The following is a 16,602-nucleotide window of genomic DNA, read 5'->3' on the forward strand; positions in this document are numbered from 1 at the left end:
AGCTAAAAATAAAAAGCTGTCCTTTTATAGAAATTATTTTCTTTAAAGGGGCAGTTTGTTTTGTATAAAATATTAGATTAATTATAAGGGAGATAAATATTTATGAATAAAAATAATAAAACAGTTTTGGTCACAGGAGGCTCTAGAGGAATTGGAAGAGCAATATCTAAAACATTTGCAAAAGATGGGTATAATGTATTGATAAACTTTAATAAATCAGAAAATGAGGCTAAAGAACTATACACTGTATTAAATGAAAAAGGTTTTTCTGTAAAATTATTTAAAGCTAATATTTCAAATAGAGAAGAAGTTGAAAATATGATAGATTATTGCATAAAGGAGTTTGGAGGATTGGATGTACTTATAAATAATGCTGGTATAAGTCAAGATAAGTTATTTACAGATATAACTGATGAAGATTGGGATAATATGATGAATATTAACTTAAAAGGAAGTTTTTATTGTTCACAAATTGCTTTAAAATACATGATATCAGAAAAAAAAGGAAACATAATTAATATATCTTCAATTTGGGGTATATCAGGTGCTTCTTGTGAGGTACATTATTCTGTATCAAAAGCAGGTATAATAGGAATGACAAAGGCATTAGCTAAAGAAGTTGCTCCATCAAATATTAGAGTAAATAGCATAGCACCAGGAGTTATTAATACAGATATGTTATCTGAATATAATGAAGATGAGATAGATGCTCTTGTAGAGGAAACTCCTTTAATGAGATTAGGAACACCAGAAGATATAGCAAATTGTGCTATTTTTTTAGCATCTGATAAATCAAGTTTTATTACTGGTCAGGTAATTAGTCCAAACGGAGGATTTGTTATTTAAAAAAAATGTGGTATTATATAAAAATAGGAAAGAATAACACTATATACTACTCATAAACAGCATATGTTTATATAATTTTATAAAGGGAGGTATTTGATGCTAGAAGGAAAAATTATAAAAGGGATTAGTGGATTTTATTATGTAGATACAGAGAAAGGTCTTTATGAATGTAAGGCTAGAGGTATATTTAGAAAGCAAAAAGTAACACCTTTAGTTGGTGACAGAGTTAAAATAAGTGTTGTTGATGAAGATGAAAAAAAGGGAATTGTGGAAGAAATAGATAGTAGAGATACAGAACTTATAAGACCACCTATAGCAAATGTAGATAAGGCACTAATAGTATTTGCAATAAAAAATCCTAAACCAAACTTATCTCTTTTAGATAGATTTATAGTTTTGGCAGAAAAAGAAAATTTAGAAACTGTAATAATCCTTACAAAAGCAGATTTAGATGATGATAACATATTAGAGCATGTTAAAAATATATACGAGCTTAGTGGATATAAGGTTATTCCTGTAAGCAATGTCACTAAGTTAAATATAGATAAAGTAAAAGATGAATTAAAAGAAAATGTAGTAGTATTTGCAGGACCATCTGGAGTTGGAAAATCAAGCTTATTAAATGAAATAGATGAAAATTTTAAACTGCAAACAGGTGTAGTAAGTGATAAAATAAAAAGAGGAAAACATACCACTCGTCATGCTGAACTTTTAAAGTTAGAGTTTGGTGGAATGGTTGCAGATACACCAGGTTTTAGTTCACTTGCACTTGAAGACATAGAAGAAGTTGAACTTAAAGATTATTTTATAGAATTTGATAAATTTAATGATTGTAAGTTTGGTTCAAAATGTATTCATGAAAATGAACCTAATTGTGCTATAAAAGAAGCTGTTGCAAATGGAGAAATATCTAAAGAAAGATATGATAGTTATATACAGCTACTAAATGAAATAAGACAAAATAACAGTAGGAGGTATTAGAAACATGATTAAATTAGCACCATCAATATTATCAGCAGATTTTGCAAAATTATTAGAGGATGTAAGAAAAGTGGAAAGTGCAGGATGTGAATATCTTCATATCGATGTAATGGATGGACATTTTGTACCAAATATTACACTAGGACCACTTGTAGTTAAAAGTTTAAAAAAAGAGAATATAAATATGGTATTTGATGCTCATCTTATGATAGAAAATCCAGACCAATATATTGAAGATTTCGTAAAAGCAGGATGTGATATAATAACTGTTCATCAGGAAGCTTGTACACATCTACATAGAACTATACAAAATATAAAATCACATGGAATAAAGGCAGGTGTAGTACTTAATCCAGCAACACCAATAGATACTATTAAACATGTACTATCTGATTTAGATATGGTGCTTTTAATGTCTGTTAATCCTGGATTTGGAGGACAATCATTCATACCTTGTGTGCTAGATAAAATTAAAGAGTTAAAAACACTTATAGATAGTAAAGGATTAAATATTGATATAGAAGTTGATGGTGGTATAAGTCCTAAAAATGTAGCTGAAGTTGTACAAGCAGGAGCTAACGTAATAGTAGCAGGCTCTGCAATATTTGGAAGTGATGACATTCAAGAAACAGTTAATTTATTTAGAAAGAATGCTTCTCTTGAAGAATTAGTTTAGACTTAGGTATGAAAATCTGTATTGTTTTAAATGGTGAAATTGAAGACTATAAAATTACAAGAGATATTATACTTAAAGAATGTTATGACTGCATAATATGTGCAGATGGAGGCGCAAATCACACCTATAAAATGGATATAATACCAGATTATATCTTAGGAGATTTAGATTCAGTAGAAGAAGAGAAGATAAATTTCTATATAAATCAAGGTGTTAAATTTGAAAAATTTCCATCTAAAAAGGATGAAACTGATACAGAGCTATGTCTCTTTTTAGCTAAAACTATTAAAGCTAACCATATTGATTTTTTTGGTGCCTTAGGTGGAAGAATTGACCATACCCTTGCAAATATAAAGCTATTATATTATTTAAAAGAAGATGGAATATATTCTAGGATACTCTCAGATAAAGAAGAGATGTATATAGTTGAAAATGAAGAATTTACCTTGTTTGGAAACAAAGGAGATACTATTTCTGTAATAGCTGTAAAAGGAGATGCTAAAGGAGTAACACTTACTGGTTTAGAATATCCTTTGGATGATTATTATATGAAGTATTCAGTACCTATTGGAATATCCAATGTTATGTTAGGGAATTCTTGTAAAATTAAAGTAGAGCAAGGATGTGTACTTGTAGTTAGAAATTTATAAAAATGGACTTTAATAATTGATTTTATATTACAGAGCAGATACAATCAAGTAAAATATATTTATAATTGTATCTGCTTTTTAGTATATAATTATAAATATATAATAACTTTTGACGCAAGGGGGATTTTTTGTGATAGACAGTATTATTTTCGATTTAGATGGAACTCTATGGGATTCAACTGAAGGAGTATGTAAGGTATGGCAAGAGGTCTTAGATAAACGTGAGGATATAGGTTTAAATGTTACAGTAGAATTATTTAGAAGTGTTATGGGTCTTTCATTTGATGAAATAGCAAAGCGTTTATTTCCAGATTTAGATGAAGAACAAAGAATGAATCTATTAGATGAATGTTCTGCAGGAGAATGTGATTACTTATCTGAACATGGAGGTAAATTATTTGAAGATATAGAAAATACTCTTGAGAAATTATCTGAAAAATATAAATTATTTATAGTAAGTAATTGTCAAAAAGGATATATAGAATCTTTTTTAAAAGCACACAAGCTAGAAAAGTACTTTATAGATTTTGAGTGTCCTGGCAATACTGGATTGCATAAAGGTGAAAATAATAAACTCATAATTGATAGAAATAAACTAACTAACCCAATCTATATTGGAGACACTCAAGGGGATGCAAATAGTGCTAAATTTGCTGGGATTCCTTTTGTATATGCAAAATATGGTTTTGGAAATGTGGATGAATATGATTATTCTATAGAGTCATTTAAAGATTTGTTAGAACATGATATATTAAAATAAGAGAAGTATAAAGTTTGTTTTTAAATAACAAAAATAATCTACAGGGGGACTTAAAATGGAATTACAAGATACTATTTACAAAAGACAAAGTGTAAGAAAATTTAAAGAACAAGATGTTTTAGATGAAGATATTTTGAAAATGGTAAAAGCTGCAGGGGCAGCTCCATCAGGTAAAAACATTCAAAACTGGCATTTTGTAGTTATAAAGCGTCGTGATTTAATGGAAAAGATAGCAGATGTGATAACTAAAAAACAGCAAGAAATACTTGTAGAGATGGATAAAATATCAGTAGAAAAAGCTAATAGATTTAGAAAATTTGTGCCAAACTTTACTTTATTTTATTTAAAAGCTCCAGTTTTGGTATTAGTTTTTACAAAGGTATACAATCCATCTGGCTATTATGAGTTAGAACTTATAAATGCACCTAAAGAGACTATAGATAAGTTGTTTGTAAGAAATCCAGGCATGCAAAGTTTAGGAGCAGCAATTGAAAACTTTACATTATCAGCAATTGAACTTGGGTATGGTTCTTGTTGGTTGACAAGCCAGAACTATGCAGCAGATGAGATAGAAGCTGTTTTAGAGAAAGAAACAGGATTTGAAAAAGGCGAATATTTCTTGGGAGCAATGTTGGCACTTGGAGTACCAGAAGATAACTTAAGAAGTCCATCTAAAAAACCAGTAGAAGACATATGTACATTTATAAAATAAAAACAAAAATTTTTATAAAAAATAAATAAATTAAAAATAAATATGCAAAAATTAAAAAGTAGATTTTATTGATATTAAATTTATATTTCAGGTTGTTGATTTAATTAATACAATAAGGCCTACTTTTTTTGTGTATATTAAAACAAGTAAATTTAAATCTTTAGAAAATCTTTAGAAAAGTATCTATAATATCTTAAGTTTTTAGCTTTAATATTAGATATATAAATAAGGTAAAACAGTATTGAAGTTAAATTAAAGGGAGGGTTCTGAAATGGACATTAAAGATAAATAATTAGAATAGACCACTATAAATTTATAAAAAAATGGAAAAACTTCTATCATATTGTATAATCATATATGTAAAGGTAGTTTATAAATTAATTGATATAAAGGAGATTAAAATGAATTCATATAATATTTTGGTGGTAGAAGATGAAAAGGAAATAGCAGATGCTATAGAAATATACCTTTTAAATCAAGGGTATAATGTTTTTAAAGGTTACAATGGATTGGAAGGTCTTAAAATTATAGAAAGCCAAGAAATACACTTAGCTATAGTTGATATAATGATGCCTCAAATGGATGGAATAACGCTTACAATGAAGCTTAGAGAAAATCATAATTTTCCAGTGATAATGCTATCTGCAAAATCAGAAGAAGTTGATAAAATAATGGGGCTTAACATAGGCGCGGATGATTATGTAACAAAACCCTTTAAGCCATTAGAGTTATTGGCTAGAGTTAATTCTCAACTTAGAAGATATACTAAGTATCTAAATATGATAAAAAATAAAGAAGAAAGTTCAGAAAGTAATGAAGGTGTATTTGTAATAGGTGGATTAGAATTAAATGAAAATACAAAAGAAGTTAGTATTGATGGAAATTATATAAAAACAACTCCTATAGAATTTAAGATATTAAGTTTACTTATGAGAAATGCAGGAAGGGTCTTTTCTGCAGACGAAATATATGAAAGAGTTTGGAATGAAAATGCTGTAAATACAGATACAGTCATGGTGCATGTTAGAAATATAAGGGAGAAGATAGAAATCGACCCAAAAAATCCAAAATATTTAAAGGTGGTGTGGGGTGTTGGATACAAAATTGAAAAAATTTAAGGAAAAATATATAATTAGTGTGATAGTTTTTATACTTATGTTATTAGCATCATTAGGTATGATTAGTCAATATCCAACTATACAGGCAGCTGCTAAAGGTGGAGCTAAAAATCCATTTGAGCAAGAAGGATTTGTAGATGACATATATAAAGGAAGTTATGTTTTATATCACAATATGAAAGAAGAACAAGAAGGTAAGATGATACAACCTTCGAAGCTTTTTTTAAGTGAAGAAACTATAAATTATATAAAAAATGCTAGTAAAGAAAAAAGCACATATGAAGGTTCAGAGAACTATTATTCTGATGATAGTATTAATGCAGATTTTAATGAAAACTTTGATGAATGGGAATCTTTTATTAATAATTCAAGTAAAAATTTAAAATATTATTTAGTTGATAAAGAAAATAACTTTGAGCTTTTTAATGAAAATAAAGAATTAAAAGCACTTGATACAACAAAAAATGATGTATCAAAAGAAGAGTCTGATAAAAATCAGCCTCAAGATACAACTATGAATGATGAAGAAAGACAAGAAAAGATTAAAAATATAAAAGCAAATTATAGATTTTATCTTGTAATGAATTTTGATAAAGATGGAAAAGTAAATATTGTAGACTCTTATGGAGTAAATCAAAACATTATCAGCCAAATGTTATTATCTAAATCTAGAGAAGATTTGATGGATACAGATTTAGGTGGGAATTCAATCTCATATAAATTATCTCCAATAAAAAATAAAACATTAGTATATGCTGTACCTAAAGTAATAAGCCAAGATAGTTCATATAGCTCATATAATGATTATGGAATGATTTATAGTAGTGATGATATAAGTGGATATATAAATAATGTAGAGAATAATTCGTATTATAAGATTTCTGCAATGATTATAAAAATCATAGTATCTATAGTTGTAATTGTAGCTGTAGTATTTCCATATAGAAAATTTAAAGAGTTATTAGGGTTTGAGATAATCACAAGAATACCATTAGAGATACTTTTTATTGCTATTGCTATTATACAGGGTATTGTAGATTTATATCCTACTGGTATAATAAGTAACACATTGAATGGAAATTATGTAAAGTATCTAATAAATAATGATATAAGTAGTAAAATGGCAAATATATTAGTAAGCTCAATGAATTTAATTTATTGGTTTGTAGTCTTCTCAATAATATTTGTATTTATAGCACTTTTAAAACATATTTTAAACTTTGGAATAAAAGAATACTTTGTAAAAAATACTTTGACAGGAATGTTTTTAAAATGGTTTAAAAAATCAAGTAAGGTAGTTATTAATCAAGTTAGAATGACAAATTTAAAAGAAAAGCCAAATAAAACTATAGCTATAATTCTATCAGTAAACTTATTAATTATAGTTATAATGTGTAGTATGTGGTTCTTTGGAATAATACTTGCATTAATTTACTCAGTAGTTTTATTTAAGTTATTGTCAGACTACTCTAAGAAAACAATATGTGAATACAATCAACTTTTAGATGTTACAAAGAAAATTTCAGATGGAAATTTAGAAGTAAATATGGAAGATGATTTAGGGTTCTTTAATCCTATCAAAGATGAGCTTGGAAATATTCAATCTGGATTTAAAAAAGCTGTCGATGAAGAAGTTAAAAGTCAAAAGATGAAAACAGAGCTTATATCAAATGTATCACATGACTTAAAAACACCTTTGACATCTATAATCACTTATATAGATTTACTAAAGGATGAAAATATAACAGATGAAAATCGTAAAATATATATTGATACATTGGATAGAAAGTCACAAAGACTACAACACTTAATAGAAGATTTATTTGAAGTGAGCAAGGTAAATAGTGGAGATGTGCATTTAAATATAGTAAATGTAGATATTATATCTCTAATGAAACAGACATTACTGGAATTAGATGATAAAATAGCAGAGTCATCACTGAAGGTAAGAAATAATTTTTCAAGTGAAAAAATAATATTACCATTAGATAGTCAACGCACATTTAGAGTATTTGAGAATCTTATAATAAATATAAGTAAATACGCAATGCCAAATTCAAGAGTATATGTTGATATTTTAGAAACAGATAGACAAGTAAATATCATGCTTAAAAATATGTCAGCAACTGAAATTGATTTTAGTGTAGATGATATAATGGAGAGATTTGTAAGAGGAGATAAATCACGTAATACAGAAGGTTCTGGACTTGGTCTAGCAATAGCAAAAAGTTTTGTAGAGCTACAAGGTGGTAAAATGAAGATAGATATAGATGGAGATTTATTTAAAGTTACAATTACTTTTAATAAAAACTAAGTTAGATTTTTATCACAGATTATAACTATAGAATTTGCAAAATAAAATTTTTTAAGAGTGCTATTTTAAAGTAGCACTCTTTTTATTGCTTTACATTGAGTATTATCTTGTATAGAATACTATGGAATCTCTCAGAAACTTTGCCAGCCCAGGTTGTTCTTTATCATAATATGATGTAAAACGTTCATCATCTACATACATCTGCGCTAAAGTAGCATGAGCCTCCTTAGAGTACGTATTCCAAGTGTAACTCAACCATTTTTGATGTAATATTGCAACTTCTTGAGAAAGTTCATTAGATGCATCACCAGTTTCAAAAGCTTGTTTGAGTTTACTAATTATCTCAGCACTTAAATCTTGCCAATCCTCATAATCTTTTTTAGACATATTTTTAAATTTTTTATTTGATTGATTGATTACATCTTCACCATATTTTTCTCTAATTTCAGTTCCATAATTTTTTTCATTTTCATCAATCATCTTTTCTTTAAAACCTTCAAATTTTTCTAAATCTGTCATAATATATTTTCCTTCCTTTAATGCTATAGTTTTAGTTACATTTTCTATCAGTAAGTCAATTTGTTTTCTTTTAGCTAGTAATTTGCTATGATGTTGTTTTAATGCACTTAGACTGTCAAAAGTTGGTGAATTTATAATTCTTTTTATATCTTCTAAGCTGATGCCTAATTCTCTATAAAAAAGTATTTGTTGTAGCTTATTAACTTCATTTTGACCATATATACGATAACCTGAGGAATTTATTTTAAGTGGCTTAAGAAGCTCGATTTCATCATAGTATCTAAGGGTTCTAGTACTTATACCAGCTATTTTACTTAATTTCTGAACTGTATATTCCATAAGTAATACCTCCTATAAATTAAATATACACTTTTACGTAACGTCAATGTCAATACATTAAAATATAAAAATTTATATCTTTTAATAAAAATATAAAAAAATATCTTTATTGGATATTTTAATCATAAGTGTCAATAATCACTAGTGAAAATTAAAAAATAAAATTTATAGATTATTTTTATCAAAAGATAGAGAATCTATAACCTGGGAGGAATTGTATGAATTTAAAAAGAAGCAAAGAAAAACGTGAAGAATATAGAAGGCTGTATTCAGATAAAGAAAGTTTTTTAAGTTTGATTCAAAATTTTACAAGCGTCTCAATAGCAAAGGAATTAACTCTTAAAAATATAGAGTTAGAAACATCTTTCATATGTGAATATAAAGGAAAGGAGGTAGATATAATTTATAAAGTTTTTTCTAAAAATCGTAAAATTTCACACTATATAGTGTTGGAGTTTCAAACAGAAATGGATACAGAGATTGTACCAAGGTTAAAATCATACAGAGAGCAAATTTGGAAAAGCTTTATAATGAAAAAGAGTCTTGAAGAAATAGAGCGCAAAGATTTTAAACTCCCAAAAGTTATACCAGTAGTTTTATATAGTGGACCTGAAAGGTTAAGTAAAAAAAGAGGTATTTTAGATATTATAGAATCTGCATCAGAAGATAGTAATAATTCCAGTATAAAAAATTAAAATTACATAATGTGTTTATCGGTCTAAAATGGGAACTTATCGCATAAACTTAAATATGAAAATATTTGTAGATACAAGTTCTATGTGGAGGTGTTCCATGAGAAATAACAAGTCTAAGGTATTGCTAGGAATACTGTGTCTAGCAACAGGAATGGCAGTAATTTTATCTATGTTGCTTCCTGGCTGGATTTGGTCAGCACTTACCGCATTAATACTTATTGGATGTGGAGCATTATTATTTTTTTGTTAAAATAATTTTAACTATAAAGTGTGGGGTGAGTATTGATGAAAGTAGTAACAATAAAGTTACCAAAATGGATTTCAAACATAGTTTTAAAATTTATGAGAAAGAGTAAAAATGATTAAATTTAAAAAGCCTACTTTCGGAAGTAGGCTTTTAAACGTGGCTATTAAGCTCTTTCAATTTTACCAGAACGTAAACATCTAGTACAAACTTTTACTCTCTTAGGAGCTCCATCTATAATCGCTCTTACGCTTCTTAAATTAGCTGACCATGTTCTTTTATTATGTTTATTTGAGTGTGATACTTGGTTTCCAGAAACCTTACCTTTACCACATACGCTACATACTTTTGCCATCTACGCACACCTCCTTAAAATGATAACTATTTAAAGACTAAAAACATATTTATATTATCATAAATAACAAAAATTTGCAATAGAAATATATATTTGCCTTACATATATTGAAGAATTTCTTATTATCATATAAAATTATATATATAATTTTATATAAAGTAAATATATTTGAAAAATAATTATTATTTTTCTTTAAATATATAGACAATACAAGAAATTTTATCCAAAAACTTTTCTAGGTTTAAATTATACCATATTTATAGTATGATATGATTATAATTTTATATAATAAATAAGTAAAAATAGTAAAAAATAAATTAAGAACCATTTTTAATAAAAATAAACTTAAGGGGGTCAACCATGAGTGCAAAGGTAATGAATCAATATGGAAGTATAGAAATAGATAATCAAGTAATAGCTCAAGTCACATATAGAGCTGCAATGGAAAGTTATGGTCTAGTAGGTTTAGCATCTAAATCTAAAGGAATAGTAGAATTATTAAAAGGTGAAAATGCTACTAAAGGTGTTAGAGTAGAAGAAGTAGAAGAAGATGCCATAGCAATAGAACTTTATGTTATAATACAATATGGTACAAATATATCTACAGTTGCAAATAACATAATAGATAGAGTTAAATATGTAGTTGAAAAGATGACTGGCGTAAGAGTCACTAAAATTGATATTAATGTACAAGGAATAAGAGTTAAGTAATTTTATAGGAGGAAAGAAATGATTCAGTATATAGATGGTAAAAGGTTAAGAGAGATGTTCATTTCAGGTGCAAACAATCTCCAAAACAATAAAGATTTAGTTGACAAATTAAATGTATTCCCTGTACCAGATGGAGATACAGGGACCAATATGTCCTTAACTATATCTTATGCCTTAAAAGAGTTAGCGAAAGTAGACAATGATAATATATCAGACATCGGAAAAGCATTATCTAAAGGCTCTTTAATGGGTGCGAGAGGAAACTCAGGAGTTATACTTTCACAAATAATTAGAGGTATAGCTAAGTCTATAGAGGGAAAAAGTAAATTATCGACAGATGATTTAGCAAAAGCTTTTAAAAATGGTGCTGATACAGCTTATAAAGCTGTAATAAAACCAATTGAAGGAACTATACTTACTGTAGTTAGAGAGAGCGGAGAGTTTGCAGTAAAAGCTGCTAAAAAAGAAAAAGATGTAGTAAAGTTTTTAAGTATGCTTGTAAAGGAGTCAAATGCTTCACTAGAAAGAACTCCAGACCTCCTAAAAAATCTAAAGGATGCTGGTGTAGTTGATTCTGGAGGAAAAGGGCTTGTACTTATATATGAAGGTATGTTAGCTTCTATAAAGGGTAACAATATAGAAATAAAAAGTGTTAGCCTAGACACTAATGTTGCAACAAATATAGACTTCCCAAAGAATAGCACTAGCACAGATGATATAAAATACTGTTATTGTACAGAATTTATACTAGAAAGTTCTAAAGTAGAAGATACGAAAATACGAGATATAATGATGGCTTATGGTGATAGTCTAGCAGTAGTTGGAGATGATGGAGTCATAAAGGTACATGTACACACTAATGACCCAGGAGACGTGCTTCAAGAAGCTCTAAAGTATGGTCAATTATTAACTATAAAAATAGAAAATATGAAGTTACAACATGAAAATACAATATTGGAAGTAGAAGAAAAAAAAGAAAATGATAGTGAGCCTTTAGAAGAAGAAAGAGAATTTGGATTCATAGCGACTTCTATGGGTGAAGGATTAGCAAATATATTTAAAGATTTTGGTGTTGACCATATAATAGAAGGTGGTCAAACTATGAATCCAAGTACTGAAGACTTTATGAATGCCATAAGGGATATAAATGCTAAAAATATATTTATTTTCCCAAATAACAGCAATATAATAATGGCTGCTAACCAAGCTAAAGAATTGAGTGATAAAAATATAATAGTTATACCTACAAAAAACACACCTCAAGGATTTGCTGCATTAGTAACATTTAATGGAGAATTAAGTGAAGATGAAAATGAAGAAGCTATGATGAATGCTTTAAATTCAGTTAAATCAGGTCAGGTAACTTTTGCTGTTAGGGATACAGTAATGAATGAAATTGATGTTAAAGAAGGTAATATAATTGGAATTGCAGAAGGTAAATTATTATCAGCAGGGGATTATGTAGATGAAGTAACATCAAATCTTATTGAAAAATTGGTTGATGAGGATACTGCTATAATAACTTTATTCTTTGGTGAAGATGTTACAGAATCTCAGGCAAATGAACTTCGTACTTCTTTAGAAGAAAAATTTGAAGATGTAGATGTGGAATTATATTATGGAGGACAACCTCTTTATTATTACTTAATTTCAGTTGAATAATGATTATAAGAACCTGTATGACCATGTAGCTTTTATAAAGTTGGTTGTACAGGATTTTTGTGTAGTAGGTGATATATTTGTTGGATTTATATAAAGATGTTCAATATGTTAAAGGAATAGGCCCTAAAAAAGCATGTAAGCTAAATAAGTTGGGTATATTCACATTAAAGGACCTATTGTATTATTTTCCAAGGCAATTTGAAGATAGAAACAATCTTAAGAAAATAGCACAATTGGAGAATGATGAAAAAGCTACAATAAAAGCAGTAATATCAAGTATAAATACATTTAGTCCAAAAGAAGGAATGACTTTAACAAAGATTGATGTAAAAGATGAAACTGGTTCGGCTAAGTTAGTATTTTTTAATAAAACTTATATAAAAAATACATTTAGACCTGGAGATTCAATATTAGTTTTTGGAAAAGTTAAGAAAAGATTTAATAACTTAGAACTTACATCATGTGAATTAGAATATCTTACTAATTCACCTAAAAATACATGTAGATTTATGCCTGTGTATCAACTTACATATGGTGTTACAAATAAAGAGATTATGAGTATAATTAAGACTGTACTTGAAGATAAGGAATTAATTATACAAGAATACATGCCACAAAGAATTATAGAAAAATATAGATTATGTAACATAGATTTTGCAGTTAGAAACATTCATTCACCAAGCAATAAGGAATCGTTAAAAATAGCTTTATATAGAATTGTATTTGAAGAATTACTTATATTACAGTTGGGACTGTTTGTATTTAAAAGTGGAAGAAATAAAGAAAATGGAATAAAATTTACAATAAGTGAAAGTTTAAAAAATATAATAAGTTCTTTACCATTTAAATTAACTAAAGCTCAGAATAGAGCATTAGATGAAATTATAAATGATATGAATTCCGATAAAATAATGAATAGATTGCTTCAAGGTGATGTAGGTAGTGGTAAAACAGTAGTTGCTCTCTTAGCACTTGCAAATTGTGTCTTAAATGGTTATCAAGGCGCTTTGATGGCACCTACAGAGATATTAGCAGGACAGCATTATATTTCACTTACTGAAACCTTAAAAGATTTTGGCATAAATGTAGGCTTATTAATAGGTAGCCTTACAAAAAAACAAAAAGATACGGTATTAGAACAAATTAAAAATAATGAAATTGATATATTGATAGGAACACATGCGTTAATTGAAGATAAAGTTGAATTTAATAATATTGGTCTAGTTATAACAGATGAGCAGCATAGATTTGGAGTTATGCAAAGAAGTAGACTTTCATTAAAAGGAATAAATCCAGATATACTAGTAATGACAGCAACACCAATACCAAGAACATTAGCACTTATACTTTATGGAGATTTAGATATTTCTATTATAGATGAACTCCCACCAGGGAGACAGCCAATAGAAACACTTGCTATTGAAAAGAGCAAGAGAGATAGAGCTTATAATAACCTAGTAAGAAGAGAAGTTGAATCGGGAAGGCAAGTATATATTGTATGTCCATTAGTGGAAGAAAGTGAAGCAATAGAAGCTAAGTCAGCTGTTGAATTAGTAGAGGAATTAAGAGCTGAATACTTCTCAGATTTAAGACTTGGACTTCTTCATGGGAAAATGAAATCAAGTGAAAAAGATGAAGTAATGAGTAACTTTAAGAATAAAGAAATAGATATTCTGGTTTCAACAACAGTTATAGAAGTTGGTGTCAATGTGCCAAATGCAACTCTAATGATAATAGAGAATGCTGAAAGGTTTGGTCTTGCACAATTACATCAGCTTCGAGGTAGAGTTGGGAGAGGAAGCCATAAGTCATATTGTGTACTAATTTATGACTCTAAAACAGATGTATGCAGGCAGAGAATGTCTATAATGGAAGAAACAAATGATGGATTTAGAATTTCAGAAAAGGATTTAGAAATAAGAGGCCCTGGAGAGTTTTTTGGGACTAGACAACATGGACTTCCAGAATTAAAAGTAGCAAATTTGTTTAAGCATATAAAAATATTAAAGTTAGCACAGCAGGAAGCACGATATATATTAGGTGAAGATAATAATCTACAATTGAAAGAGAATATTCCACTTAAAAATGAAATTATAGATAAATTTAAAGATACATTGGAAGAAATTTCATTAAATTAATTTTAATTTATGTTAAAATATTATTGATGTAAGAATGTGCTGAAGGGAGATTGTCATATTGAGAGTAATTTCAGGAAAAGCAAGAGGATTAAAATTAAATACTCCAAAAAATGAAGATGTAAGGCCAACAACAGACAGAGTAAAAGAATCTTTATTTAATATAATAAATTCATATATAATGGAAAGTGAAGTTCTAGATTTGTTTGCTGGAACTGGTTCTTTAGGGATAGAGTGTTTGTCCAGAGGTGCAAAAGCATGTACTTTTGTAGATATTAGTAAAGAAAGCATAGAAATTGTTAAATCTAATATAAAAAAAGCAAGGGTTGAAAATGAGAGTTTTATTTTAAACCTTGATTTTAAAACTGCTATAGATAAGCTTAAGTTACAAAATAGTAAATTTGACATAATTTTTATGGACCCTCCATATTATAAAAATATGTTTATAGAAGCTATTGAAAAAATTGATAATTCCAATTTATTGAATGAAGATGGAATAATAGTTGTAGAGCATGATACTAATGATTTATTTCCAGATAAAATATGTAAGTTACAAAAAACTAAAGATAAAAAATATGGAAATACTACATTAACTTTTTATAAGGTGGAGGCATAAAATGGAAAATAAACCTAGAAAAGCTATATTTGCAGGAAGCTTTGACCCAATTACTAATGGACATTTAGATATTATTTGCAGGGCTTCGAAGTTATTTGACGAATTACAAATAGGAGTCCTAAATAATCCTAATAAAAAAGGTCTATTTAGCTTTGATGAAAGAGTAGAACTTATAAAAAAAAGTACAAGCCATCTAGAGAATATAAAAGTTGTAACTTTTGATGGGCTATTAATAAGTTACTGTCAAGAAAATGGAATTGGAGCATTAGTTAGAGGTGTAAGAAGTGGTGCTGATGTTGATTATGAGCTTCAAATGGCTCATATGAATAGAGAGCTTAATCCAGATATAGAGACTATAATTTTACCAAGTTGTACAAAATATTCATTTATAAGTTCATCTTTAATAAAAGAGGTTTTGCTCTTTGATGCTGATATAAAAAATTTGGTTCCAAAAATTGTTTTGGAAGAATTAAAGAAAAAAACTACTGGGGGTAATTGATATATGAAGATAGATTTAGAAATGATTGAACTATTTGATCAATTAGAGGAGATAATTAGAAGTGCTTCTACAATTCCTTTTTCACATAAATGTACTGTAGATAAGGATGAAGTTCTAGCAATAGTTAATGATATAAGAACTTTAATACCAGAAGAAGTAACACAGGCAGTTTGGATAAATAAAGAAAGAAATAAAATAATAAGCCAAGCTAAACAAGATGCTACAAACATAGTTGAACAAGCACAAAAAGAAGCTGAAAGAATACAACAAGAATATCAGGAAAATATAGAAGAATTAAAGAAAAATTCTGAAGATGTAGTAAAAGCATATGTAGAGTCAAGCGAACCTGTTGTTCAAGCAGACCAAAGAGCTAAGGATATAGTTGACAGAGCTGAAAGAATAGCCAATGAGATAAGAATTGGTTCAATTGAATATGCAGAAGATGTACTTTCTAGTGTTGAGTATAATTTAAAAGAAATATTAGAAGAAATAAAAAGAGATAAAGCTGAACTTAGACCTAAAAAATAAATTTTTTTAAGTAGATAAAAACAGACCATATAATTATATGGTCTGTTTTTTATGGAGCAATTTAATAAAAGAGATTTTAAAATCAAAAATTTCACTAAAAAATTCTAGTTTATCTTAACTATATTAATTACTATAAAAAATAAAAATAGCAACGTTGCTATAGAAAAAAACTATAATAGAAAAATATATATAGAAAAAACTGATTAGACAAGAAATACATGCTTTGATAATATTTTAAATGG

The 16,602-nt window shown here is 27.9% G+C and carries 18 protein-coding genes; 16 read left to right on the plus strand and 2 right to left on the minus strand.

Features of this window, described 5'->3' with window-relative positions; genetic code table 11:
* The first annotated feature begins 102 nt into the window (after window positions 1–102).
* The 8 genes from ymfI (at window position 103) to KGF45_RS07255 (ending at window position 8,057) form a co-directional block, all read left to right on the plus strand.
* Window positions 103–846 (plus strand): elongation factor P 5-aminopentanone reductase, encoded by a 744-nt coding sequence (gene ymfI, locus KGF45_RS07220; RefSeq protein WP_227828121.1) that lies wholly within the window; start codon window positions 103–105, stop codon window positions 844–846.
* 96 nt (window positions 847–942) lie between these two features.
* Window positions 943–1,827, plus strand: coding sequence for a ribosome small subunit-dependent GTPase A (rsgA, locus tag KGF45_RS07225; RefSeq protein WP_227828122.1), 885 nt, complete (start codon window positions 943–945; stop codon window positions 1,825–1,827).
* Between the two features lie 4 nt (window positions 1,828–1,831).
* Window positions 1,832–2,503, plus strand: a complete 672-nt coding sequence (gene rpe, locus KGF45_RS07230) for a ribulose-phosphate 3-epimerase (RefSeq protein ID WP_227828123.1) — start codon at window positions 1,832–1,834, stop codon at window positions 2,501–2,503.
* Window positions 2,504–2,511: 8 nt separating this feature from the next.
* Window positions 2,512–3,153: a thiamine diphosphokinase gene (locus KGF45_RS07235; protein WP_227828124.1), complete on the plus strand. Its 642-nt coding sequence runs from the start codon at window positions 2,512–2,514 to the stop codon at window positions 3,151–3,153.
* Window positions 3,154–3,283: 130 nt separating this feature from the next.
* Entirely contained in the window at window positions 3,284–3,913 is a 630-nt protein-coding gene (locus tag KGF45_RS07240; RefSeq protein ID WP_227828125.1) for an HAD family hydrolase, read from the plus strand.
* A 55-nt stretch (window positions 3,914–3,968) separates the two neighbouring features.
* A complete protein-coding gene (locus tag KGF45_RS07245) occupies window positions 3,969–4,625 on the plus strand; it encodes a nitroreductase family protein (protein WP_227828126.1) in 657 nt (218 codons plus the stop codon).
* Between the two features lie 401 nt (window positions 4,626–5,026).
* Complete coding sequence (locus KGF45_RS07250) at window positions 5,027–5,743, plus strand: response regulator transcription factor (RefSeq protein ID WP_227828127.1); 717 nt, start codon at window positions 5,027–5,029, stop codon at window positions 5,741–5,743.
* On the plus strand, window positions 5,715–8,057 hold the full coding sequence (locus KGF45_RS07255; RefSeq protein WP_227828128.1) for a sensor histidine kinase: 2,343 nt from the start codon (window positions 5,715–5,717) through the stop codon (window positions 8,055–8,057). Before KGF45_RS07250 ends, KGF45_RS07255 begins: the two co-directional genes overlap by 29 nt.
* 102 nt (window positions 8,058–8,159) lie before the next feature.
* Here KGF45_RS07255 and KGF45_RS07260 read toward each other — a convergent pair whose 3' ends face one another.
* On the minus strand, window positions 8,160–8,915 hold the full coding sequence (locus KGF45_RS07260; RefSeq protein ID WP_227828129.1) for a MerR family transcriptional regulator: 756 nt from the start codon (window positions 8,913–8,915) through the stop codon (window positions 8,160–8,162).
* 218 nt (window positions 8,916–9,133) lie between these two features.
* On the opposite strand from KGF45_RS07260, the gene KGF45_RS07265 reads away from it, so the two are divergent.
* On the plus strand, window positions 9,134–9,610 hold the full coding sequence (locus tag KGF45_RS07265) for an Rpn family recombination-promoting nuclease/putative transposase (RefSeq protein WP_227828130.1): 477 nt from the start codon (window positions 9,134–9,136) through the stop codon (window positions 9,608–9,610).
* A gap of 97 nt (window positions 9,611–9,707) precedes the next feature.
* Window positions 9,708–9,860, plus strand: a complete 153-nt coding sequence (locus KGF45_RS07270; protein WP_009893656.1) for a hypothetical protein — start codon at window positions 9,708–9,710, stop codon at window positions 9,858–9,860.
* A gap of 160 nt (window positions 9,861–10,020) precedes the next feature.
* Here the strand turns inward: KGF45_RS07270 and rpmB are convergent, their stop codons facing one another.
* On the minus strand, window positions 10,021–10,209 hold the full coding sequence (gene rpmB / locus KGF45_RS07275) for a 50S ribosomal protein L28 (protein WP_003416297.1): 189 nt from the start codon (window positions 10,207–10,209) through the stop codon (window positions 10,021–10,023).
* 360 nt (window positions 10,210–10,569) lie between these two features.
* On the opposite strand from rpmB, the gene KGF45_RS07280 reads away from it, so the two are divergent.
* The 6 genes from KGF45_RS07280 (at window position 10,570) to KGF45_RS07305 (ending at window position 16,360) form a co-directional block, all read left to right on the plus strand.
* On the plus strand, window positions 10,570–10,920 hold the full coding sequence (locus tag KGF45_RS07280; protein ID WP_227432491.1) for an Asp23/Gls24 family envelope stress response protein: 351 nt from the start codon (window positions 10,570–10,572) through the stop codon (window positions 10,918–10,920).
* 18 nt (window positions 10,921–10,938) lie between these two features.
* A complete protein-coding gene (locus KGF45_RS07285) occupies window positions 10,939–12,582 on the plus strand; it encodes a DAK2 domain-containing protein (protein ID WP_227828131.1) in 1,644 nt (547 codons plus the stop codon).
* A gap of 80 nt (window positions 12,583–12,662) precedes the next feature.
* Complete coding sequence (gene recG, locus KGF45_RS07290) at window positions 12,663–14,720, plus strand: ATP-dependent DNA helicase RecG (RefSeq protein ID WP_227842087.1); 2,058 nt, start codon at window positions 12,663–12,665, stop codon at window positions 14,718–14,720.
* 58 nt (window positions 14,721–14,778) lie between these two features.
* Entirely contained in the window at window positions 14,779–15,333 is a 555-nt protein-coding gene (gene rsmD, locus KGF45_RS07295) for a 16S rRNA (guanine(966)-N(2))-methyltransferase RsmD (protein ID WP_227828133.1), read from the plus strand.
* A 1-nt stretch (window position 15,334) separates the two neighbouring features.
* The gene (coaD, locus tag KGF45_RS07300) at window positions 15,335–15,832 is read left to right on the plus strand and encodes a pantetheine-phosphate adenylyltransferase (protein ID WP_227432495.1); all 498 of its coding nucleotides are present in this window, start codon (window positions 15,335–15,337) and stop codon (window positions 15,830–15,832) included.
* A 3-nt stretch (window positions 15,833–15,835) separates the two neighbouring features.
* On the plus strand, window positions 15,836–16,360 hold the full coding sequence (locus tag KGF45_RS07305; protein WP_227828134.1) for a hypothetical protein: 525 nt from the start codon (window positions 15,836–15,838) through the stop codon (window positions 16,358–16,360).
* Window positions 16,361–16,602 lie beyond the last annotated feature (242 nt).

Source organism: Clostridioides sp. ZZV14-6154, assembly GCF_020657785.1.
Taxonomy (GTDB): domain Bacteria; phylum Bacillota; class Clostridia; order Peptostreptococcales; family Peptostreptococcaceae; genus Clostridioides.

Excerpts from the sequence above, each read along its gene's own strand:
- KGF45_RS07265 (WP_227828130.1), top strand. The coding sequence starts at position 9,134 with ATGAATTTAAAAAGAAGCAAAGAAAAACGTGAAGAATATAGAAGGCTG.
- KGF45_RS07305 (WP_227828134.1), top strand. The coding sequence starts at position 15,836 with ATGAAGATAGATTTAGAAATGATTGAACTATTTGATCAATTAGAGGAG.
- ymfI (WP_227828121.1), top strand. The coding sequence starts at position 103 with ATGAATAAAAATAATAAAACAGTTTTGGTCACAGGAGGCTCTAGAGGA.
- KGF45_RS07245 (WP_227828126.1), top strand. The coding sequence starts at position 3,969 with ATGGAATTACAAGATACTATTTACAAAAGACAAAGTGTAAGAAAATTT.
- rpmB (WP_003416297.1), bottom strand. The coding sequence starts at position 10,209 with ATGGCAAAAGTATGTAGCGTATGTGGTAAAGGTAAGGTTTCTGGAAAC.
- KGF45_RS07285 (WP_227828131.1), top strand. The coding sequence starts at position 10,939 with ATGATTCAGTATATAGATGGTAAAAGGTTAAGAGAGATGTTCATTTCA.
- KGF45_RS07270 (WP_009893656.1), top strand. The coding sequence starts at position 9,708 with ATGAGAAATAACAAGTCTAAGGTATTGCTAGGAATACTGTGTCTAGCA.
- rsgA (WP_227828122.1), top strand. The coding sequence starts at position 943 with ATGCTAGAAGGAAAAATTATAAAAGGGATTAGTGGATTTTATTATGTA.
- KGF45_RS07235 (WP_227828124.1), top strand. The coding sequence starts at position 2,512 with ATGAAAATCTGTATTGTTTTAAATGGTGAAATTGAAGACTATAAAATT.
- KGF45_RS07280 (WP_227432491.1), top strand. The coding sequence starts at position 10,570 with ATGAGTGCAAAGGTAATGAATCAATATGGAAGTATAGAAATAGATAAT.
- KGF45_RS07260 (WP_227828129.1), bottom strand. The coding sequence starts at position 8,915 with ATGGAATATACAGTTCAGAAATTAAGTAAAATAGCTGGTATAAGTACT.
- coaD (WP_227432495.1), top strand. The coding sequence starts at position 15,335 with ATGGAAAATAAACCTAGAAAAGCTATATTTGCAGGAAGCTTTGACCCA.
- rpe (WP_227828123.1), top strand. The coding sequence starts at position 1,832 with ATGATTAAATTAGCACCATCAATATTATCAGCAGATTTTGCAAAATTA.
- KGF45_RS07250 (WP_227828127.1), top strand. The coding sequence starts at position 5,027 with ATGAATTCATATAATATTTTGGTGGTAGAAGATGAAAAGGAAATAGCA.